At 61.6% G+C, this 20,146-nt stretch carries 21 protein-coding genes; 9 read left to right on the top strand and 12 right to left on the bottom strand.

Annotation, left to right across the window (positions count from 1 at the left end):
• Positions 1-7: 7 nt before the first annotated feature.
• The 8 genes from ACK8OE_RS09300 to ACK8OE_RS09265 form a co-directional block, all read right to left on the bottom strand.
• On the bottom strand, positions 8-664 hold the full coding sequence (locus ACK8OE_RS09300) for a flagellar basal body-associated FliL family protein (protein ID WP_410272302.1): 657 nt from the start codon (positions 662-664) through the stop codon (positions 8-10).
• A gap of 301 nt (positions 665-965) precedes the next feature.
• The gene (pgsA, locus tag ACK8OE_RS09295) at positions 966-1,595 is read right to left on the bottom strand and encodes a CDP-diacylglycerol--glycerol-3-phosphate 3-phosphatidyltransferase (protein ID WP_126420434.1); all 630 of its coding nucleotides are present in this window, start codon (positions 1,593-1,595) and stop codon (positions 966-968) included.
• Positions 1,596-1,759: 164 nt separating this feature from the next.
• A complete protein-coding gene (locus ACK8OE_RS09290) occupies positions 1,760-2,362 on the bottom strand; it encodes an outer membrane protein (RefSeq protein WP_410272301.1) in 603 nt (200 codons plus the stop codon).
• Positions 2,363-2,485: 123 nt separating this feature from the next.
• Positions 2,486-4,099 (bottom strand): methyl-accepting chemotaxis protein, encoded by a 1,614-nt coding sequence (locus tag ACK8OE_RS09285; RefSeq protein WP_410272300.1) that lies wholly within the window; start codon positions 4,097-4,099, stop codon positions 2,486-2,488.
• A gap of 231 nt (positions 4,100-4,330) precedes the next feature.
• Positions 4,331-5,461 (bottom strand): ABC transporter permease, encoded by a 1,131-nt coding sequence (locus ACK8OE_RS09280; protein WP_410272299.1) that lies wholly within the window; start codon positions 5,459-5,461, stop codon positions 4,331-4,333.
• A complete protein-coding gene (locus tag ACK8OE_RS09275; protein ID WP_410272298.1) occupies positions 5,458-6,375 on the bottom strand; it encodes an ABC transporter ATP-binding protein in 918 nt (305 codons plus the stop codon). Before ACK8OE_RS09275 ends, ACK8OE_RS09280 begins: the two co-directional genes overlap by 4 nt.
• Before the next feature lie 134 nt (positions 6,376-6,509).
• Positions 6,510-7,445: an HlyD family secretion protein gene (locus ACK8OE_RS09270; protein ID WP_410272297.1), complete on the bottom strand. Its 936-nt coding sequence runs from the start codon at positions 7,443-7,445 to the stop codon at positions 6,510-6,512.
• The gene (locus ACK8OE_RS09265; RefSeq protein WP_410272296.1) at positions 7,442-8,071 is read right to left on the bottom strand and encodes a TetR/AcrR family transcriptional regulator; all 630 of its coding nucleotides are present in this window, start codon (positions 8,069-8,071) and stop codon (positions 7,442-7,444) included. The genes ACK8OE_RS09270 and ACK8OE_RS09265 overlap by 4 nt, the downstream gene beginning before the upstream one ends.
• A gap of 187 nt (positions 8,072-8,258) precedes the next feature.
• Between ACK8OE_RS09265 and ACK8OE_RS09260 the strand changes: the two genes are divergently transcribed.
• From ACK8OE_RS09260 to hemN, 7 genes are all read left to right on the top strand, one after another.
• Positions 8,259-8,648 (top strand): hypothetical protein, encoded by a 390-nt coding sequence (locus ACK8OE_RS09260; RefSeq protein WP_290799872.1) that lies wholly within the window; start codon positions 8,259-8,261, stop codon positions 8,646-8,648.
• On the top strand, positions 8,645-8,857 hold the full coding sequence (locus tag ACK8OE_RS09255; RefSeq protein WP_013478946.1) for a helix-turn-helix transcriptional regulator: 213 nt from the start codon (positions 8,645-8,647) through the stop codon (positions 8,855-8,857). Before ACK8OE_RS09260 ends, ACK8OE_RS09255 begins: the two co-directional genes overlap by 4 nt.
• A gap of 25 nt (positions 8,858-8,882) precedes the next feature.
• Positions 8,883-9,821, top strand: a complete 939-nt coding sequence (locus ACK8OE_RS09250; RefSeq protein WP_410272295.1) for an alpha/beta fold hydrolase — start codon at positions 8,883-8,885, stop codon at positions 9,819-9,821.
• Positions 9,822-9,976: 155 nt separating this feature from the next.
• Positions 9,977-10,705 carry a hypothetical protein gene (locus ACK8OE_RS09245; RefSeq protein WP_410272294.1) on the top strand — a complete coding sequence of 243 codons (729 nt, stop codon included), beginning with the start codon at positions 9,977-9,979 and terminating at the stop codon, positions 10,703-10,705.
• On the top strand, positions 10,705-12,012 hold the full coding sequence (locus ACK8OE_RS09240; protein WP_410272293.1) for a M48 family metalloprotease: 1,308 nt from the start codon (positions 10,705-10,707) through the stop codon (positions 12,010-12,012). Before ACK8OE_RS09245 ends, ACK8OE_RS09240 begins: the two co-directional genes overlap by 1 nt.
• Before the next feature lie 17 nt (positions 12,013-12,029).
• Complete coding sequence (locus ACK8OE_RS09235; RefSeq protein WP_410272292.1) at positions 12,030-12,638, top strand: hypothetical protein; 609 nt, start codon at positions 12,030-12,032, stop codon at positions 12,636-12,638.
• A 106-nt stretch (positions 12,639-12,744) separates the two neighbouring features.
• A complete protein-coding gene (gene hemN, locus ACK8OE_RS09230) occupies positions 12,745-14,160 on the top strand; it encodes an oxygen-independent coproporphyrinogen III oxidase (protein WP_410272291.1) in 1,416 nt (471 codons plus the stop codon).
• Positions 14,161-14,249: 89 nt separating this feature from the next.
• Here hemN and ACK8OE_RS09225 read toward each other — a convergent pair whose 3' ends face one another.
• Complete coding sequence (locus ACK8OE_RS09225) at positions 14,250-15,143, bottom strand: DMT family transporter (RefSeq protein WP_410272290.1); 894 nt, start codon at positions 15,141-15,143, stop codon at positions 14,250-14,252.
• 270 nt (positions 15,144-15,413) lie between these two features.
• Here ACK8OE_RS09225 and ACK8OE_RS09220 point away from each other — a divergent pair, with 270 nt between their 5' ends.
• Positions 15,414-16,880 (top strand): catalase, encoded by a 1,467-nt coding sequence (locus tag ACK8OE_RS09220; RefSeq protein WP_410272289.1) that lies wholly within the window; start codon positions 15,414-15,416, stop codon positions 16,878-16,880.
• Positions 16,881-16,923: 43 nt separating this feature from the next.
• On the opposite strand, the gene ACK8OE_RS09215 is transcribed toward ACK8OE_RS09220, so the two are convergent.
• Complete coding sequence (locus tag ACK8OE_RS09215; protein ID WP_410272288.1) at positions 16,924-17,640, bottom strand: LytTR family DNA-binding domain-containing protein; 717 nt, start codon at positions 17,638-17,640, stop codon at positions 16,924-16,926.
• A gap of 213 nt (positions 17,641-17,853) precedes the next feature.
• On the opposite strand from ACK8OE_RS09215, the gene ACK8OE_RS09210 reads away from it, so the two are divergent.
• On the top strand, positions 17,854-19,002 hold the full coding sequence (locus ACK8OE_RS09210) for an acyltransferase family protein (protein WP_410272287.1): 1,149 nt from the start codon (positions 17,854-17,856) through the stop codon (positions 19,000-19,002).
• Here the strand turns inward: ACK8OE_RS09210 and ACK8OE_RS09205 are convergent.
• Entirely contained in the window at positions 18,983-19,762 is a 780-nt protein-coding gene (locus ACK8OE_RS09205) for a hypothetical protein (RefSeq protein ID WP_410272286.1), read from the bottom strand. The genes ACK8OE_RS09210 and ACK8OE_RS09205 overlap by 20 nt on opposite strands.
• A gap of 80 nt (positions 19,763-19,842) precedes the next feature.
• Positions 19,843-20,073: an alkylphosphonate utilization protein gene (locus tag ACK8OE_RS09200; protein WP_013478955.1), complete on the bottom strand. Its 231-nt coding sequence runs from the start codon at positions 20,071-20,073 to the stop codon at positions 19,843-19,845.
• Positions 20,074-20,146 lie beyond the last annotated feature (73 nt).

Raw genomic sequence — 20,146 nt, 5'->3', positions numbered from 1 at the left:
CCCTGATTCAGGTAATCAGCATCTCCTCAATCAGCACCGCATTGACCTTATGCGGGGCCAGTACCAGATTGACGCGACGCAGAATCTCCAGACGCAACTGATAATTGCCCTGAGAGCCGGTCACGTCCTCCGGGCGCAGCTCGCGCAGGAAGCCCTGCAACACATCGTCAATACGCGGTAGGCTCTGGTTGAGCAGCTCGACCGTTTCGTGATCCGCCACTTCAAAGGTAAGTTTCAGCTTGAGATAGGTCGCCTTGCCATTGGTCGTCTGGATATTGGCCAGCGTGTCCGGCAGGGTGAAGTAGGTGATGCCGTCCGGCCCCTCGGCGATCACCGGCTGGGTCTTGGGATCGACCTTCTCACCGCCACCACCGTGGCCGCCCTTCTCTTCCTTCTTCTTGCCGTGGCCGTCGTCCTTTTTCTTTTCTTCGCCGTGGCCGCCCTTGGCCTCTTCGCCGTGCGCACCGGCTTCGGCGGCGGGCTTGGGCTTGAGAAACAGGAAATAGGCCGCGGCCCCGCCCCCACCCAGCAGCACAACCGCGCCACCGGCAATGGCGATCAGCATGATCGGCAAGCCTTTTTTCTTTGGGGCTTCGCCCTCTTCGCCTTCGGCACCGTCAACCGGCGGCGCCTCTTCCTTCTTGGGTTTCTCTTTCTTGGCCATTACCCGCCCGACACCATGAGTCCATACAGGCTTTAAGCCTCTCAGAACATGGTTAACGAAGCGTTTGGAAAGACGGTTAGCGCGTTAACTTTTTCATCAGGCAGCCGAACCGTCTTGCTGAACGGCGCGCAGCCCTCAATTTGGATGAGATGGCAGGAGGCTAGCGACGCCCCAGATAACCGAGTCGCGGGCTGGCTGCGTAAAGGGCTTTAATCCGGATGAGATGGCAGGAGGCTAGCGCCGCCCGTATATGAATACGGGCAAGCGACGCCGACGCCCCAGATCGCCGGAGAAAAGCCTTTTAGAGTTGGCGGCGCGTTTGGATAAAGTAGGTCACGCCCGTCCAGATCGAGGCCAGGGCGGCGAACCACAGGGCCAGATAGGCGATGGTGAAGAAGGGGTCGTACCACAGGGGCAGCAGCTTTTCCAAACCGAAGGCGGCCCAGCTTTCGGTGATCAGCAACGCGCCCAGCGACGTCATCTGAATGGCGGTCTTCCACTTCGACAGCAGGGTCACCGGCAGGGACAGGCTACGCCCGGCGGTGGCTTCGCGTAAGGACGAGACAGCGAATTCACGGAACAGGATGATGGCGCCGGGCAGAACGAAGATGGGGTCGCCCGTGTGCATGGCGAACAGGCCCAGAAGCGTGCCGCAAACCAGAATCTTGTCGGCGATAGGGTCGAGGATCGAGCCCCAGACCGAAACGGCATTCAGCCGACGCGCCAGATAACCATCGAGATAGTCGGTCGCCGCCGCCACCACAAACAGATAAAAAGCCCAGCGTTGCAACCCAAAGATCATGTCCGGCATCACCGACACCATGGGAATGGCATCCGCCGACACCGCCATCAGCACAAACATGGCGATCCCCAGCACCAGCCGGGTGGCCGTCAGTATGTTGGGGATGGGGTTGACCTGTTCGTTCGTCATCACACGTACCTTGGTTTTTACCGGCCTTAGGTTTTTATCGGCCTTGGGTTTTACCGGCGCACTGTTTGGCACTTCTGACGCCAAATCTCAAAGGAAAAAGCCCGTGACACGAAAAAGGGCCGACGTCCGCAGACGCCTGCCCTGTTTCAACCTTGGGGGTGATATCAGAACTTCATGCCCAGACCCAGCCACACCGACTGCTGCGTCAATTCGGCCTTTACGCCATCGTCTTCGACGTCGCCAAAATCGGTATAGCGGTATTCGATGCGGCCAAAGACGCGGTCGCTAAAGGCGTGATCGGCCCCGATACCGGCCGTCCAGCCGGCGACGGTTTCGGTTTCCTTCTCGCCGTCATATTCGACATAGGCGCGCGTCCCTGCGACACCGGCCGCACCGTAAAACAGGGTGTTACCCGACACAAAACCCAGACGCGCACGCACCGCGCCGGAATAGTCGATGCCGGTTTCCACCTCTTCACCCAGCACCGTGTACCGGTCATTTGCATTGTTCCAGTTCAGGTCGGACTCGACGCCGAACACCGTACCGTTGCTTTGCGCATTGAAGCCCAGAATGCCCCCCGCCGCGCCATTACCGGTGTCATCTGAGGTGCTTTGCGTGGTGGTGCCGTTATTATAGGTCACCTCCAGCTTCGTCTTGGCATAGCCGCCCTGCCCCGCAATGTACGGGCCGGAGAAGTCTGCGGGTGATTGGGCCAGCGCGGGCGCGGCGAAGGCGAGTGCGGCGGCAGTCAAAAACAGCGTTTTCATCGGAAATCCTTCAGGAAAATGATCAGGACAGCCGGATAAGGCTATCGCCATAAGGATTCGATGAGCGCCCACTGCCCTGAACCTCAAGGACAGAGCTGAGCGCCTGACTGTGTCAGAAATGTCTTAAGCCCGTATCTGGCGCACGAAACCGTCCACCTTGTCGCTCAGTTCGCGGGCGCGGCCCTGCAAGGCAACGCTTGCCCCGGCGACCTTTTGCGCCGTCAGGCCGGTGTTTTCCGCCGAGTCGGTGACGTTTTGCATATTGTCGGCGATTTCGCGCGCCCCGGCCGCCGTGGCGTGGATGGTGTGCGAAATTTCCGCGGTCACCTGCGACTGCTGACCCACAGCCTCGGCGATGACGCCGGTGCCCGTCTCGATCTCGGCAATGGTGCGCAGGATGTCGTTCATCGCCTCAACCGACAACTGGGTTTCGGACTGAATGGCCCCGACCAGCGCCGAAATATCGCCCAGCGCCTTCGACACCTGATTGGACAGGGCCTTGACCTCAGAGGCCACGACCGCAAAGCCGCGGCCCGCCTCACCGGCGCGCGCCGCCTCGATGGTGGCGTTGAGCGACAGGAGGTTGATCTGACCGGCAATGGTGTTGATCAGTCCGACCACATCGCCGATCCGTCCCGACGATTCGCTCAACCGTTGAATCACCGACTTGGCCGTATCGCCCTTGTCCGAGGCCACGCGCACCACGGCGGCGGCGTGTTCGGCCTGTTCGCGGATGGCGGCGATGGAGGCCGTCAGTTCTTCGGCCGCGGCGGCCACCTGAGCCGAGTTGGAGGCGGCGTTCTGCGAAATGCCCGAGACGCGATGGGTGCGCGTCTTGGTGTCCTGCGCGATGTGGGTGACGTTATCGGCCTCGCCTTTCAGCAGGGCCGTGGCCGACACCACCTCACTGACCACCGTCGTCACCGAGGCTTCCAGTTCGTCGGCCAGGGCATTCAGCGTGCGGCGGCGCAGTTGTGCGGCGCGTTCGGCTTCGTGCGCCTCGGTTTCCTGACGCTGGCGTTCCATGTCGCTGATGCGCTGCGCCTGCTCGGCGGCGGCCTTCCGCGAGCGAGCCATGACCTGACGCGCCCGATAGACGCCCAAGCCGACCCCGACTGCACACAGGGCCGCCAGACCCAGACCGATCAGCAGGGCCAGACGGATACGATTGAGGCTGGCCTGATATTCTTTCAGCGTGATGTCCACCCCAACCAGACCGGCAAACTGCCCGGACGCATCGGTGAAGGGCGCATAGCCGGACAGGAAGGTGCCCCATTTGTCGGTGACCGGTTCGCTTTCGGTCGCACCCTTGCGGTCACGGAAAGACTGCACCAGCAGGGGCGAGGCATCTTTATATTCTTCCATCACCGCCGAGGGCTCACCGTTGCTGCCGGTCGGCTGCACGTCCATGACGAAATAGACCTTACCCTCGCGCTCGACCATGGCGTAGATGAAGGCGAGGCGCTTGTCGGCATCGACCAACTTCTGAAACGGTGCGGCGACCTGCTGATAGTCGGTGCCCGCCTTGTCCGTCCCGGAGGTGAAGCTCGAAAGGGTTGCCGTATCCAGCAAGGCGGCGGCCTGATGCGACAGGCCGTTCAGGTTGTCGCGAATCTCGGTCTTCATGCCGTGCTGCGCCGTCATATAGACCGCCAGAGACGCCACCAGCGCCACGCTGAACACCAATGCCCCCGCGAGCACGCCGTCGCGCAGGGGCTTGATACCCTGAACCGTCATCTTCCACCTCGTTTTGATAAAACGCTGGATTCGGTTTTACGGCCGCAACGGTTAATTTGGGTTAATTTCGCGCCGCACACAAAAATTTCATGTTTAGAGCGGAATGATTTCTACTGGAATCATTCCGCTCAAGCCGCCATTGAGGCGGCGGCCAAGGTGGCGGAGCTCGCACCCGGCGAGGGGCTAAACAAAAATCTGGATCATTATGTTTCTACCAGAAATCATAATGATCTAGTCCAGCGTCACCCGATAACGCTTCAGCGCGATAAAGCTGGCGACCGTGATGAAAACCAACAGCGGCCAGATATTGTGCCACACGGCGGCGGCATCGGCGCCTTTGAGCATAATGCCCCGCACGGCACGCAGGAAATGCGTCAACGGGAAGACCGAGCCGATCCACTGCGCCCAGTCGGGCATACCGCGAAAGGGGAACATAAAGCCCGACAACAGGATCGACGGCAGGAAGAAGAAGAAGGTCATCTGCATGGCCTGCATCTGGGTGCGGGCAATGGTTGAGAAGGTGAAACCGACGGCCAGATTGGCGATGATAAACAGGCCGACACAGGCCAGAAGCAGCCACGGCGAGCCCAAAAACGGCACGCCAAATACGAAGGTCGAAGCCAGCAACACGATACCGGTCTGGATCAGCCCCACCCCGACATAGGGGGTGATCTTGCCCACCATCACCTCCCACGGACGCGCCGGCATGGCCAGCAGGTTTTCCAACGTGCCGCGTTCGCGCTCGCGCGTCATGGCCATGGAGGTGATCATGATCATGGTCATGGTCAGGATGACCCCCAGAAGCCCCGGCACGATATTGTACTGGGTGATGCCTTCGGGGTTGTAGCGGCGATGGACCACCACATCAACAAAGGGTTGCTGCCCTTGCAGACTGGACCAACCGCGCCCCAAACCCTCATTGATGGCCCTTCGCACAATCTCGTTCATCTGCCCCACCGCCCCGGAAGCCGCCGAGGGGTCAGAGGCGTCCGCCGACAGCAGCAGTTGCGGCCGGTCACCACGCAGCAGGCTGCGCGTAAAGCCCGATGGCACCTCGACAACAAAGGCCACTTCGCCGTTTTGCAGCAAACGATCGGCTTGCGCCGGGTCGAACACCTGCTTTTTGATGTCGAAATAGGTCGATTGCTGCATGGCGGCGACGATGGACCGCACGGCAGGGCTGCTTTCCTCCAGATAGACGGCTGTTGGCAGGTGGCGCGGGTCGGAATTGATGGCAAAACCGAACAGGGTCAGTTGGATAATCGGCACCATGATCATCATGCCGAAGGTCATGCGGTCGCGCCGCATCTGGATAAATTCCTTGGCCAGTATGGCGAGGATGCGTTTCAGCGGGGCGATCATGACCTGTCCTCCGCCTGACTCATGAGATGGATAAACACGTCCTCAAGGCTGGGGCGTTCGCGTCGCCACTGCGTGCCCGCCCCGCCTTCGCTGGCGATCAGGGCGTCGAGTTTGGCGGCATCGCTGTCGGACACGTGCAGGGCCGAGCCGAAATAGGCCACATGTTCGGCCCCGGCGCGGCCGCGCAGACGATCGGCCAGCGCCCGCACACCGGGCCCTTCGGCCACCCAGGTGTGCAGACCGCTCTCGTCGATGATACGGCTCACCGGCCCCTGCGTCATCAACTGGCCATAGGCGATATAGACGATTTCGTCGCAGCGCTCGGCCTCGTCCATATAGTGGGTCGAAACCAGCACGGTCAGGCCTTCGGCTGCCAGCCGGTGAATCTGGTCCCAGAAGTCGCGGCGCGCCTGCGGATCGACGCCGGCTGTCGGCTCATCCAGCAGCAGCATGGCGGGGTTGTGCAGGGTACAGGCGGCAAGCGCCAGCCGCTGTTTCCAGCCGCCCGAAAGCGTCCCGGCCAGTTGTTTCTGACGACTGCTAAGGCCCAGGGTTTCCAGCGTCTGATCAACGACTTGTCTTATATTCCTAAGCTCATAAAGCCGCGCCACGAACTCCAGATTTTCGCGGATCGACAGGTCTTCCCAGAAGGAGAATTTCTGCGTCATGTAACCGACCTGCCGCTTGATCTGACGGCTGTCGGCGATGAGATCGTAACCGAGGCAGGTGCCCTGCCCCGCATCGGGTTTAAGAAGTCCGCATAACATACGGATAGTTGTCGTTTTTCCGGAACCATTCGGCCCCAGAAAACCCCAGACCTGCCCCTTCGGCATTCGGATGGCGACATTATCGACCGCCACGCGATCGCCGAAGCGCTTGGTCAGGCCGTGCACGTCAATGGCAAGGTCGGTCATCCTTTATCCCCCCCGGTTTACGGAGGAACCCGTTCGATAGACCGGAGGGTGGGCCGCCCCCCACCGTCTTTGCCGCCCTTCGGGCGTCAAATCCACCTCCCCCAGCACGCTGGGGGCGTATGAAATTACTCCCCTCATAGCGCCACATCCACCGGCTGACCGGCCTTGAGCGCGTCGGGTTTTTGCGGCGTCGCCTCGATCAGAAAGACCAGCTTCTTGCGCTCGCGCACCGAATAGATGACCGGCGGTGTGAACTCGGCCTCCAGCGACACGTAGCGCACCTTCGCCGTCTGCGCCTGACAGCCGTCGCAGGACACCCGGACCGTCTGCCCGACCTTGACTTTAGGCAAATCGCCCTGCGGCACGTAAAAGCGCACAAATTCGCGCCCCTTTGGATAGACGCTCAGCACCGGCGTGCCGGCCGCGACAAATTCCCCGGCCTCGTGCAGACGCCGCTCGACCTGCCCGCTGAGCCGCGCCTTCACCGCGCGTTCGTCCAGCACCCATTGCGCCTGAGCGGCCTCGGCCCCGGCGGCCTGCGCCTGAGCCTGCGCGGCGGCCAGTTGATCCGTGCGCGCCGCCTGCCGCCGCGCCTCGATAGTGCGTTCAATGGCGGCAACATTGGCCTCAGCCGCCTGCCGCGTCGCCCGAAGCTGATCGAGTTTGGCCTGCGACACATAGCCCTGCGGCGCCAGCCTGGCGTAGCGCGCCTCTTCGGAACGGGCGAGGTCGAGCGAAGCGCGCGCCTGATCGCGCTCTTTCAGCAGGGGCGCGATATCCACCTCGCGCGCGCCCTTGCTGAGATCACTCGCCGTCGCTTCCGCGGCCCGCCTCTGGCTCTCGGCACCGCTCAAGGCCTGCTGCTGCTGCGTCGCATCGAGCGTAAACAGGGGCTGGCCTGCGCTGACCGCCGCGCCGTCATCGACATAGACCTGCGTCAGCCAGCCGGATTGCGGTGCCGCCACCGCTACCGACTGCGCCTCGACATAGCCCGTATAGTGCCCGGCCTCTTCGCGCGTGCAGGCGCTTAGCACTAGCGGCAGACACAGAAGCGCGTAGGGACGGCTCATGGCCTCACTCCTCTCAGAAACGTCTCGACATGGGCCTTCAGATAGGGGCGCGCCTTGACCACCGGGGCGCTGATCTCACCGAAAGTAAAGTACCACAGGGCCGCCTTGACCATTGGGGCGATAAACAGATGGGCGTAGAGTTTCGCATCCCCCGCCCCCAGCTCGCCGCGGCTTATGGCGCGCCGGAACAGGTCTTCGAGCGCCCCCAGAACCGGCGTGATCACCTCTTCATGATAAAAGCGCGCCAGTTCGGGAAAGCGCGAGGCTTCGCGCACCAGCAGCTTGGGATAGAGGGGCACAGTCCCCGCGTCGATCTTGCCACCGATAAAGTGCGCCACCCGCTTCAATAGCCAGCCCACCGGGCCGTTATAATGGTTGAGCACAAACAGGATGCGTCCGACGCGCGGCAGGACGTCCCGCCGCAACAGGGCTTCGAACAGCGCTTCCTTGGTCGGGAAATAGAGATAGACCGTGCCCTTGGACACGCCCGCCGCCGCCGCCACATCGTCCATGCGCGTATCGGCAAAGCCGTGGCGGCTGAACAGGTCGTGCGCCGCCTGCAACAGGGCGTCGCGGCGCACATCGGGCGACAGACGCACTCTTTTCTTGGGCAAAAGGTCGGACATGGGCCTTACTGACTGACTGGTCAGTACCTAATATCACGGCGTTCGCGTTTCGACAACTGCGACAGATTGGCATGTAACGCAAACCTGACATTTTTTTCTCATGTCAGGTTGACATTACATTTTTGCGATGTAAGCTTAACCTTACATCCGGCCCGATGTCCTTTCCCTTTCGCCAAGGACGACACCCATGAACCTGAAAACACCCGCCGCCGAATACACGATCCAGATGCTGATCTGGATGGCGCTCTATGCCGGCCTGCTCATCGGCGCGATCCTGTATATCAAGGCCAATCACCCGACGGGTCCACTGCTGTACGCACTGGCCGTCCTGCCCGCCCTGCCCATCGGCGGGACCATCGTTACCTTCCTGCGCTTTATCGAACGTTCGGATGAGTTTATCCGCGCCATGATGGTCCGCCGCGTCCTGATCGCCATGGGCCTGACCCTGTTCCTCAGCACCGTTATCGGCTTTATCGAGAACTTCACCGAGACCCAGTTGATTGAGCGCTATCTGGTCTATCCGATGTTCTGGGCCTGCTTCGGGCTGGCGTCGCCCTTCATACGGGGCAGCAAATGAAGAACCGCCTGAAAGACCTGCGCACCGAGGCCGGTCTGACCCAGGCCGATCTGGCCGCCCGCCTCAATGTCTCGCGGCAGGCCGTTATCGCCATCGAGTCCGACAAACATGATCCGTCGCTCGATCTGGCCTATCGCATCGCCGCCATTTTCGACCTTGCCGTCGAAGCGATTTTTGAAAATCCGCATCGGCTGAACTCAGGCGAATAAGAAACTGATCTGAAAAGGAAATCCTATGTTCAAGCGCTTTATTGCAAAGCCTTCGCGCTACCACCTTGCCATTTGGGTCGTGGTCGCCCTGGGCATCCTCGCCGCCAATCTGTCGGCCGCCAAATCCGCTACCCTTTACCCCGATGCCCCCACGGCGCGCTTTTCGGTTGAGGTGGTGGGCACGGGCCCCGACCTGATCCTTATTCCCGGCCTCAACTGCTCCCGCGAGGTGTGGGAGGCCACGGCCGAACGCCTCAAAAGTCGCTATCGCCTGCACCTGCTGCACATCGCAGGCTTTGCCGGTGAGCCCGCCGGCGGCAATGCCCAGGGCGCGGTCATCACCCCGTCCGTTGAGGCGCTGAACGCCTATATCGTGCAAAACAAGCTGAAAGACCCCATTGTGGTGGGTCATTCGCTGGGCGGGCTGATGGGGCTCAAGCTGGCCACCCGCCACCCGCAGGCCCTGTCGAAGCTGGTCGTCGTCGATGCCCTGCCCTTTATCGGCGTGCTGTTCAACCCGGTCGCCACGGTCGATACGATCGCCCCGCAGGCCGCTCAGTTGCGCGACGCCCAGCTTAAGGTCGATGACGCCACCTATAAGGCGCAGCAGGACGCTGCCCGTGCCGCTCTGGCGGCGGCCACCACGGATGCCGAACGTCACCAGCGCCACATCGCCCTGTGGACGGCGCTGAGCGACCGCCGCGTCTCGGCTCAGGCCTTCTATGACGACATGACCATGGACCTGCGCCCTGAGCTTCCGAAGATCACCGCCGCGGTAACGGTCCTTGTGCCGCACCACGCCTCCATGCCCTACACGGCGGAACAAACGTCCGGTTTCTATACCCTGCAATATAACGGTACGGCGAACCTCACTATTGTCGGCATCAAGGACAGCCGTCACTTCATCATGTACGATCAGCCGCAGGCCTTCGCCGAAGCACTGGATGCCGCATTGCAAAAATAACGCCTTGTAGTTGAAAGTCTTTATCGCAGCGGATGACCTCTTGCGAGGGCATCCGTTTTCGATTAGCTTCCCTCTCTGCAATCCTGAAGTTCAGGTTTGTTTCGCCACGGAAACCTGTCCGGGCGGGCTTTATTTGCCTTCGGGGGAGGGATTCGATGAAAAAAGTACTTTTCGCAGCGGCGGTGTCCGCCGTTATGGCCACCTGCGCGTTCTCATGCGTTGTCGCCCCCGTCGCGGCGCAGGCCCAGACGATCAAGTCCTTCGTCAAGATCGACAAACCGGCCGAAGGCGCGCCGCTTCTGATCGTCACCCCCGAAGTCAGCCTGTCCCTGCTGACCGCCGGCGGCGTGCAGGAGCCGCGTTCGGACTGGTCAAAAGCCGCGCAGGGGCACCTGTCGGCGGCCCTGACCACCGCCCTCAAGACCAGGAAATACGCCGTCAGCGAAGTGGCGCTCGACACCTACGAAGACCCGCGCGCCCTTCAGATACTGAAACTGAACGATGAGGTGGTCTCGGCCATCGCCTGGCAACAGGTGCCTATGCTGCGTCTGCCGACCAAGACCACCTTCGACTGGACGCTGGGCAGTGGCGCACGCACGCTGGTCCCCGCCGCAATGGCGGACAAGGCGCCGCGCTATGCTCTGTTCCTCACCTGTAAGGGCAGCTATCAAAGCTCGGCCAAGGCGGCGCTGAACGTCGGCATGGCGCTGCTGGGCGGACCGATGCAGTTCGGGGGTCAGGGCCTGCAATCCACACTGGTCGATCTCGATACGGGGCAGATCGTGTGGTATCAGTTTAACATGGTGGCGTCGGGCACCGACATCCGCGAAGCCGAAGGGGCGACGGCGGCGGTCGAAAAGCTGTTCAAGGACCTGCCGCTCTGATGCGCCGCGCGCTCACCGCTCTCACCGGCGCGCTGCTGATGACGGCGATGCAACCGGCCGTGGCCGCCGACACATATCCGGAGCGCCTGCCGGGCCAGACGCCTGTGGCCGGAACGCTGGAATTCTCCATCTGGGAAGAGACGAAAAAGGCCGAACGCGACGCTCGCACCTCGGGGGAGCGCAACCACGATGAAGCGCTCAATGCCTATGTGCGCAGCGTGCTGGATCGGGTGGCCGGAGACTACAAAGGCGATCTGCGCCTCTATGTGATGGACCGTCCCTTCTTCAACGCCTCCATGGCCCCCAACGGCTATACCGAGGTGTGGACCGGCCTTCTGCTGCGGGCCCAGACCGAGGACGAGGTGGCGTTTGTTCTGGGGCACGAATTTGCCCACTATCGCCACAACCACTCGACCGAAGCGTTTGAGACGGTCAAGTCGAACCAGAACGCCGCCGCTGCTGCGGGCATGGTCATTGCCATCATCGGCGCGGGTGCGGCCGCCAATGCGGGCAGCTATTCGGCGGCGCGCGACATATCGAACCTGACCGGCGGGCTGATCGATGCGGTGTATCTGGGGGCCATCGCCTCCTACTTCGCCTATTCGCGCGATAATGAGAGCGAGGCCGACCGCTTTGGCAACACCTATGCGCTGAAGGCCGGTTACGATCCCTATGCCGCGGTGCGTATCTGGTCTTATCTGATCGACGAGACCAAGGCGTCGGACTATGAACGCACGCGCAAACGCGGCGGACGCATCAATGTCTTCGGCTCGCACCCGCTGGAAAGCGAGCGCGTCGATGCGCTCAGCCGGCAGGCCGAAGGGTTTAAGGTCAAAAGCGATTCCGACGCGGTGCAAAAAGAGAAGCGCGCCGCCTATCGCGCCCATATCCGCCCCTATCTTGGGCGCTGGCTAAAGGACGATCTGCGGCGTCAGGACTATGGCCAGACCCTGTTCCTGATCGGCGAACTCCAGCAGGACGGCCTTGATCGCGGCCTGCTCAGCTTCTATGCCGGTGAGGCCTATCGCCTGAGGGCCAAGGACAATCTGGGGTCTCAGGACCTGCTGGCCGCCGCCAATGCCTATAGCGAAGCCGCCGCCCTGCCCGATGCGCCGCCGGAAACCCGTCGGCAACTGGGTGAGGTCTATCGCCGCATGGGCCGCACGCAGGACGCCATCGCCGCTTACGAATCCTATCTCAGGACCTATCCGCAGGCGCAAGACGCCTGGATGGTCGAAGACCTGCTCTCCGGCCTGAAGACGGCGCCTGCACCCGCAGCGCCGCCGCCCGCGCCGGCCAAGAACTGAATTATCGGGGGACACTCATGCGTAAATTCACCGCTCTGAAAACCATCGCTGCCGCCACATTGGCGGCCGCGCTTCTGGCCGGTTGTGGCGGCGCGACGCTGGCCCCTAAGGGGGCGCTGGCCGTCGGCACAGGATACAGCGTCAGCCTCAGCCGCGACTGGTCCGACATCTCGCCGCTCTATTACAGCCGCGCCAAGAAGGTCAAAATCCTGTCGATCGACGGGCCCGGCCTCAACCGCCTGTTTGTTTCCGAAGGGCTGAGCGCCGCCGACCCGCTGATGGTCCACCCGGTCAAGGGCGATAACAAAAACGCCCCGGCCCCGCGTGGCAAGGCCAACATGTCCTATCCGGAACAGATCGAGTTTGTCACCAACTCGCTGGCGGCCCTCGATTATCAGAAGGTCGAGGCTTCGGCCCCCAAACCGGTCGATCTGAACGGTCAGCGCGCCGTGCGTTTCGACATTACGGCCAAGACGGCTGAGGGCCTGAACGTGCGCGGCGTGGCGCAGGCCGCCTCCAAGGGCGGGCTGGGCTATTACATCGTCTATATCGCCCCGGCCGAACACTATTACGACGCCAGCCTGAATGACGTGCTGGCGACGATGGAGAGCGCCAAACTGCCGTAAATCTGCCCTTTGGGGTGCGGCAATGGCGGATGTGCGACGAAAGACCACATAAAGCCTGAGGGTAAACGGGCGTAAGAGCAGAGCGTACCGCTTCAGGACGCTGCTCATGCCCGACACCTCATTTCCCACGCCGTCGTTCGCTCAAAAATCGTGGCCAGAGAAATCCTGGCAAGAGCACGATGTGATGCGCTTTATGGGGCGTGAGGCCCCGCGCTACACCTCTTATCCATCGGCGCATCATTTCGGGGCCCTGACGCCGGACACCTATAAGGGCTGGCTGTCGTCCCTGCGTCCGGATCAGCCCATTGCGCTCTATCTGCACATCCCGTTTTGTGAGCAGATGTGCCATTTCTGCGGCTGCAATACGCGCGCGACGCTGAAATACGCGCCAGTCGAGGCCTATGTCGGGGCGCTGGTCGCCGAAATTCAGATGGTCGGTGCGCATCTGGGCTTCCGCCCGGCGGTGCATAGCGTGCACTTCGGCGGGGGCTCGCCCTCCATGCTCAAACCCGCCGATATGGGACGCCTTTTTGAGGCCCTGCATGAGGCCTTCGACCTGCGGCCCGACGCCGAAATCGCCATCGAACTGGACCCGCGCCGCGTTACGCTCAGCAAGATCAAGGCCTATGCGGCCTTCGGCTTCAACCGCGTGTCTCTCGGCATTCAGGACACCGATCCCGTTGTGCAGGCCGCCATCAACCGCATCCAGCCGCTGGAGCAGGTCAAGACGGTGATGGGCCACCTGCGCGACAATGGCCTCAATCGCATCGGCATTGATCTGGTCTATGGCCTGCCGGGGCAGACTTTGAACAGCCTTGACACCACCCTCGCCCACGTGTCCGAACTGGACCCCTACCGCATCTCGGCCTTTTCTTACGCCCATGTGCCGTGGGTGAAGAAGCACCAGACCCTCATCGACGAAGCCCGTCTGCCCGGCACCGAAGAGAAGGTGGCCATGTTCCTGCGTTTGTCGGACTATCTGACGTCGCACGGCTATCGCGCCATCGGCATCGACCACTTCGCCAAGCCCGACGATGAGATGTCGCGCGCGTTTGAGGCGCGTACGCTGCGCCGCAACTTTATGGGCTATTCGACCCTGCCCAATGACTATCTGCTGGGGCTGGGGGCCTCGTCCATCGGGGAACTGGACGGCGGCATCATGCAGAATATCCCGCAATCGACCACATATCAGAACCGCCTTGTGGCCGGCGACTGGGCCACGGTGCGCGGCTGGGCCTATCAGGGCGATGACACGCTGCGCAAGGCGGTGATCAGCGACCTGATGTGCTATTTCGAAGCCGATATCCCGGCCATTCTGGAACGCCATGGCTATGCGGCGGACTATCTTGATGCCGACATTGCCGGGCTGTCCGACTTTGTGGCGGCGGGTCTGGTGAGCGTCGAAGACCGCCGTGTGCGCTTCCATTCGCCGCTGAAGATGCTGGCGCGCAATGTCGCCTGCGCCTTCGACACCTATGCGCGACAATCCGAAGCGCCGAACCGCTATTCCAAGGTCGCCTGAGGTTTTTGTTTAGCTCCTCGCCGGGTGCGGGCTTCGCCACATTGACCGCCGCCTCAATGGCGGCTTGAGCGGAATGATTCCAAGGGAAATCATTTCGCTCTAAACAGGGCGCGCGGGTCGAACCCGACCACCAGCGCCGTGCCCCACAGCACCAGCGCCCCGCCGATCAGCGTGCTCAGGCCCACAGCCTCGTGCAGGAACAGCCAGCCCCACAGCGTGCCAAAGACCGGGATCAGGAAGGTGACGGTCAGGGCGGGGGCCGCGCCTATGTCATTGATCAGGCGGAAATAGATCATGTAGGCGATGCCGCTGCACACGACGCCCAGCGCCACAACACCGGCGGCGACCACAGGCGTCAGCGTCACCAGTTGCGCTGTTGAGGGGGCAAAGACCGGTACGAAGGGCGCAATCAGCACGACCGAAGCCCACATGCCGCCGTGGGCATTGGACAACGGATCGGGTGTGCGCGGCGCGTGACGCGCATAGACCGAGGCAATGGCGTAGCACAGCGCGGCCAGCATCCCTGCGCCAATGGCCAGCAGGCTTTGCGCGTTAAGATGCGCGGCATCAAGCCCGACCAGTACGCTCACCCCGGCAACGCCGAGCGCCAGACCGGCCATCACCTTCACAGGCGGCCATGCGCGTGACATCACGGCCGACAGGATCACGCCGAACAGGGGCGCCTGCGCATTGAGAATGGACAGCATCGACGCCGGCAGGGTCTTGGCGGCAAAGGCGAACAATAAAAAGGGCACGGCCGAATTGAACAGGCCAAGGATCAGGAAATACTTATAAAAGCCTTTGATCTGCAACGCTTTGCGCGTCGCTACGCCCACACCGGTCAGAAACACCGCCGCCAGCAGGACGCGGATCGCGATCAGCCATACCGGCCCGAGCGCCCCGACACTCAGGCGCATGAACAGGAACGAACCGCCCCAAATGGCGGCCAGAGACAACAGACGGATCAGGCTGGCAACAGACATAAATACCTCAAATTCCCCCACTTCGCAGGGGAGGATGTATGCAACGCATCGAACAAGCGTCCCGTCTCTTGCGGCGAAAACGATTCCACGTCCAGTGGCGAGGTTGCCATTCACCGCATCTATCCTGCCAGTTCCCGTCAGCAGGGCGCCGCTCTTGAAAAAATTCTCTTTATCCAAAATTCAAAGACTATCTATTTCATTTATTCTCGTAGCTTCGCCATAGTCGCCCTACGTCCCACAGAGGGCAAAAGGCTTAGGAAAGACAAGACGATGAGCGAGAGCAAGTGCCCCGTTATGCACGGTAAAATCATGACCACCACAGCGGGCGCGCCGGTGGCGGACAATCAGAACAGCCTGAGCGCCGGGCCGCGCGGGCCGCTGCTGATGCAGGACTATCAACTCATCGAAAAGCTGGCGCATCAGAACCGTGAGCGTATCCCGGAGCGCGTCGTCCACGCCAAGGGCTGGGGCGCGTTCGGCACCTTCACCGTCACGCACGACATCTCAAAATACACCCGCGCCAAGGTCTTCGCGCTGGGGGCCACCACACCGCTGCTGGCGCGCTTTTCGACCGTGGCCGGAGAACTGGGCGCCGCCGATGCCGAGCGTGATGTGCGCGGCTTTGCCCTCAAATTCTACACCTCAGAAGGCAACTGGGACCTCGTCGGCAACAATACGCCGGTCTTCTTCATCCGCGACCCGCTGAAATTCCCGGACTTCATCCATACGCAGAAGCGCCACCCGCGCACCAACCTGCGTTCCTCGACCGCCGCCTGGGACTTCTGGTCCCTGTCGCCCGAAGCCCTGCATCAGGTGACTATCCTGATGTCCGATCGCGGTATCCCCACCGATCCCATGCACATGGACGGCTTCGGTTCGCACACCTACAGCTTCCTCAATGCCGACAACGAGCGCTTCTGGGTCAAGTTCCACTTCAAGACCCGTCAGGGCCACGCTCACTACACCAACGTCCAGGCTGCCGACGTGATCGGGCAGTCGCGCGAAACCTATCAGGAGGCCCTGTTCGGGGCCATCGAAGCGCATCAGTACCCGAAGTGGGACGTCAAGGTGCAGATCATGCCGGAACTGGAGGCCGACACCACGCCCTACAACCCCTTCGACCTGACCAAGGTGTGGCCACACAGCGATTACCCGCTGATCGACGTCGGTGTGATCGAGCTGAACCGCAACGCCTCCAACTATTTCGCGGAGATCGAGCAGGCGGCCTTTTCGCCATCGAACATCGTGCCCGGCATCGGTTTTTCGCCGGACAAGGTGTTGCAGGCGCGGCTGTTTGCCTATGCCGACGCCCACCGCTACCGTCTGGGGACGCACTATGAGGCCCTGCCGGTCAATGCGCCGAAATGCCCGGTGAACCATTATCACCGCGACGGTTCGATGCGCTTTTTCGACAATTTCCAGTCGAACCCGGACGCCTATTACGAGCCCAACAGCTTTGGCGGCCCCAGTGAAGCGCCGCAATACCGCGAACCGCCTTTGCGCATCTCAGGCGACGCCGACCGCTACGACCACCGCGAGGGCAATGACGACTACAGCCAGCCGCGCGCCCTGTTCAACCTGTTCGATGACGCTCAGAAAGAGCGGCTGTTTGCCAACATCGCCGCCTCCATGGCCGGCGTGCCCGACGTCATCATCGAGCGCGCCCTCACCCACTTCGAACGCATCCACCCGGACTACGCCGAGGGTGTCCGGGCGGCGCTGAAAAGCAACAGATAAACAGCGCCTACAGCCCCGTCAGTTCGCCTGACGGGGCTGTTTTTTAAAGTGCCGCCTTATAGCGCCGGCTGCCGATGATCTGACGTCCGTCGGTCAGACGAATACGGACGTCTCCGGACGGCAGCGGCTCGATGGTCTGTATATGCTGGCGATTGACCAGCCGGGAGCGGTGGATCCGTAAAAACCCTTCCATGCTCACTTGTGCTTCCCAAGCCGACAAGACGCCCCGCGTCAACCACATCTTGTCCGTCGTATGCACCTCGACATAGTTACCGGCGGCTTCGATCCACAGGACCTCCGCCGGATCGACAAACACCGTGCGCCCGCCGTCACGGATTTCCAGCTTGCGCCGGGCGGCGGGCGCGACGTGCATCTGGCGGCTGAATCGATCCTCCACCCAGATAATGGCCAGCATCAACAGGTAGCCGAGCGCGTCTTTACGCCCCTCATAAATGACGCGCAGCCACAGGTCCCCCTGACTGAAATCGTAGTCGCGTCCATCCAGCGCGTAGGCCAGTTCACGCAAGGCGACCATGCCACCGACATGCGACAGCGTATAGCCGAGAAATCCGGCCAGTTGCACGGCGACAAAGCGCCATCGCCCGACCCGGGCCAGTGGGAAGCGATAATAGATCAACACCCAAGCCCACAGCCCGCCCAGCGTCATCACCGCGCTGCTCGTTTCCCAGACAATGGGCTCCCAGAATTTAAAATGACGCTCATCCGGCGGATTTTCGATCAGCACCGAACCGATATTCACGGCGCAACTTAACCCCACCAAAAAAGCAACCGCGATATATATTCGGCTCAATCGATCAAGGAACGTTCCACCCTCACCGCTCGTCCCTGCTGCTTCCCCGCTTGTCACAGGCCGTTCCCCGTCCGTCCCAATCGTTTGTCCGCTCAAGGCTTAGGCGTGGCCCTACCCTAGGTCTTAAGCTTAAGCGTGGCACAGTTTTCGGGGAAACACCATATGACATCCGCTCCTCTTACCCGCCGTTACGATCTCGACTGGCTGCGTATCATCGCCTTCGGTCTGCTGATCTTTTATCATATCGGTATGTTCTACGTGACCTGGGACTGGCACGTCAAAAGTCCGCGCGCCTCAGACTGGGCGGAAAAGCTGATGCTGCTAACCAACCCGTGGCGGCTGGACCTTCTGTTCTTTATTTCAGGGGTCGGGGCGCGCTTCATGCTCGACAAGATGTCCGCCCGGGGCTTTGCCCTGTCACGTTTTCATCGTCTGTTCTGGCCGCTGGTCTTTGCCATCTTCGTGATCGTTCCGCCACAAGCCTATTATGAGCTGTTGGACGCGGTGCGTCTGGGACAAATTCCGGCTTACACCGATAGTTACCGCGCATTTTATCTCAAATATATCAGTGGCTACAGCGGCTGGTGCGATGGCGAAGACTGCCTGCGCGTGCCGACCTGGAACCATATGTGGTTCGTCGCTTATCTATTGGTCTATTCGGTGGTTCTGGCCCTGATCTGGACGCTGCTGAAGCGGATCAAAGGGGAATGGCCCTTATGGACATTCGTGCTTGGGCCCTGGCTGGTACTTTGGGGACTGCGCGCCACCCTTTTCCCTGTGTTTGGCGACACCCATGCTCTGACGGACGACTATTATCTCCATGCCCTTTACGGCTTTCTGTTCCTGCTGGGGGCTATGGTTGGGCGCTCAGACGCGGTGTTTGAAACGACCCGTCGCTGGCGCTGGCTGTGGCTGTGCGTAGCCGTTGTCGCCTATGCGGTCTTCATGCCGATGAGCCTGTGGTCCGGCGGCGAACTGCCCCCGTGGGCCCTGTTCGTGCTGCGTGGCGCGCGTGAGGCGCAGGCGTGGTTCGCCATTCTGGCTCTGCTCGGCTTCGCCCGTCAGCACCTGTCCGCCGCAGATGGTCCTCTGCGTCGCACGTTAACCGAAGCCGTCTTTCCCTTCTATATTGTGCATCAGACCCTGATCGTCGTCGCGGCCTATCATCTGGCAAAATTCAACCTGCCCATTGGGTTGGAGTTCGCGCTCCTGATAGTGATCACGGTCGCGGGCTGCGTTCTGACCTATCTGATTGTTCGCGCCGTGCCCCGGCTGCGGCCCCTGTTCGGCCTCAGGCGATCCGCCGCCTAACGGTCAGGGCCAGAGCCAGCAACAGGCCGATGCCGATGACCGCCGTAAAGGCCATCAGCGGCTCGTCCTGACGCTGCACATTGGCCGCAGCGATCCAGCCCAGCGCCCAGACCAGCGGCACGGCATAGATGCGCGAGCGCGTCAGGCGCAGCATAATGCCTGCAAAGGCGATCAGGCCCAGCAGAAAGCCCAGAGAGACCATGACCTGACGCGGATCGGGCGTAAGGCCTCCCGCCACCAGTGCCGAGGTGAAGTTGACCACAGTCGCCGCCGAAATCCAGCCGGTGACCAGAGCCAGCGGGGCCACGACAAAGCCCGTTTCGCTCTTGCTGAGGCTCAGCCGTTTCAGGCGCATCAGCCCGGTGAGGCCTGTGGTGAGCGACACGCTGATGATGCCAAAGCTCACCCAGTCGATGCCGTGGATGGGCACCCAGATCGACCACACCGTATTGAGCAGCCAGATCACCGCCGTATGCGGCCAGGCAACCCGCAGCGCTTCAGTGTCGGCGTGACGGATGGCCCACACCGCGCCGACCAGCGCCCACAGATAGATAACGCCCCAGATGGCAAAGGCCGGCCCCAGTGGCACCAGAGGGTGAGAGGTCAGGGCCGACTGTTCGGCAACGCTGCGGCCGACGCCCAGCCATTCCGGCACCTGGCCGCTGAAAATCTGCGCCAGACCGAGCAGCAACAGCAGCCAACCGGCCGCTGGCACACGACCGGTACTGACCGAGTCTATAGAGGTGATGGTACGGGCCATGTGACTTCCCCTTGCTTGAACGCTTTTTATACGCTCGTCAGAGGGATTACGTTCACGCCCAGTCTATCACAAACGAGCGATCAGGCCTTTTTGACGAACTCGGTGCGCAGGACAAGGCCGCGTACCTTCTCGTGGTTGCACTCAATCTCGTCTTCGTCATAGGTCAGGCGGATATTCTTGATCAGCGTGCCGCGCTTCAGCGTCACACCGCCCGACCCTTTAACCTTAAGATCCTTGATCAGGGTGACGTTGTCGCCATCCGCCAGACGCGCGCCATTGGCGTCCTTTACGATCAGTTCTTCATCGGACATGGCGGGGCTCCTTGTTAGTTTCAATCGCGCCCTGCCTAACCGATCACCCTCATTTCCACAATACAGGTATGGA

The sequence above is a fragment of the Asticcacaulis sp. W401b genome, assembly GCF_046503825.1.
Taxonomy (GTDB): Bacteria; Pseudomonadota; Alphaproteobacteria; order Caulobacterales; family Caulobacteraceae; genus Asticcacaulis.
The sequence above is the reverse complement of the archived record's forward strand: the minus strand, read 5'-3'. Positions and strand labels throughout refer to the sequence as shown.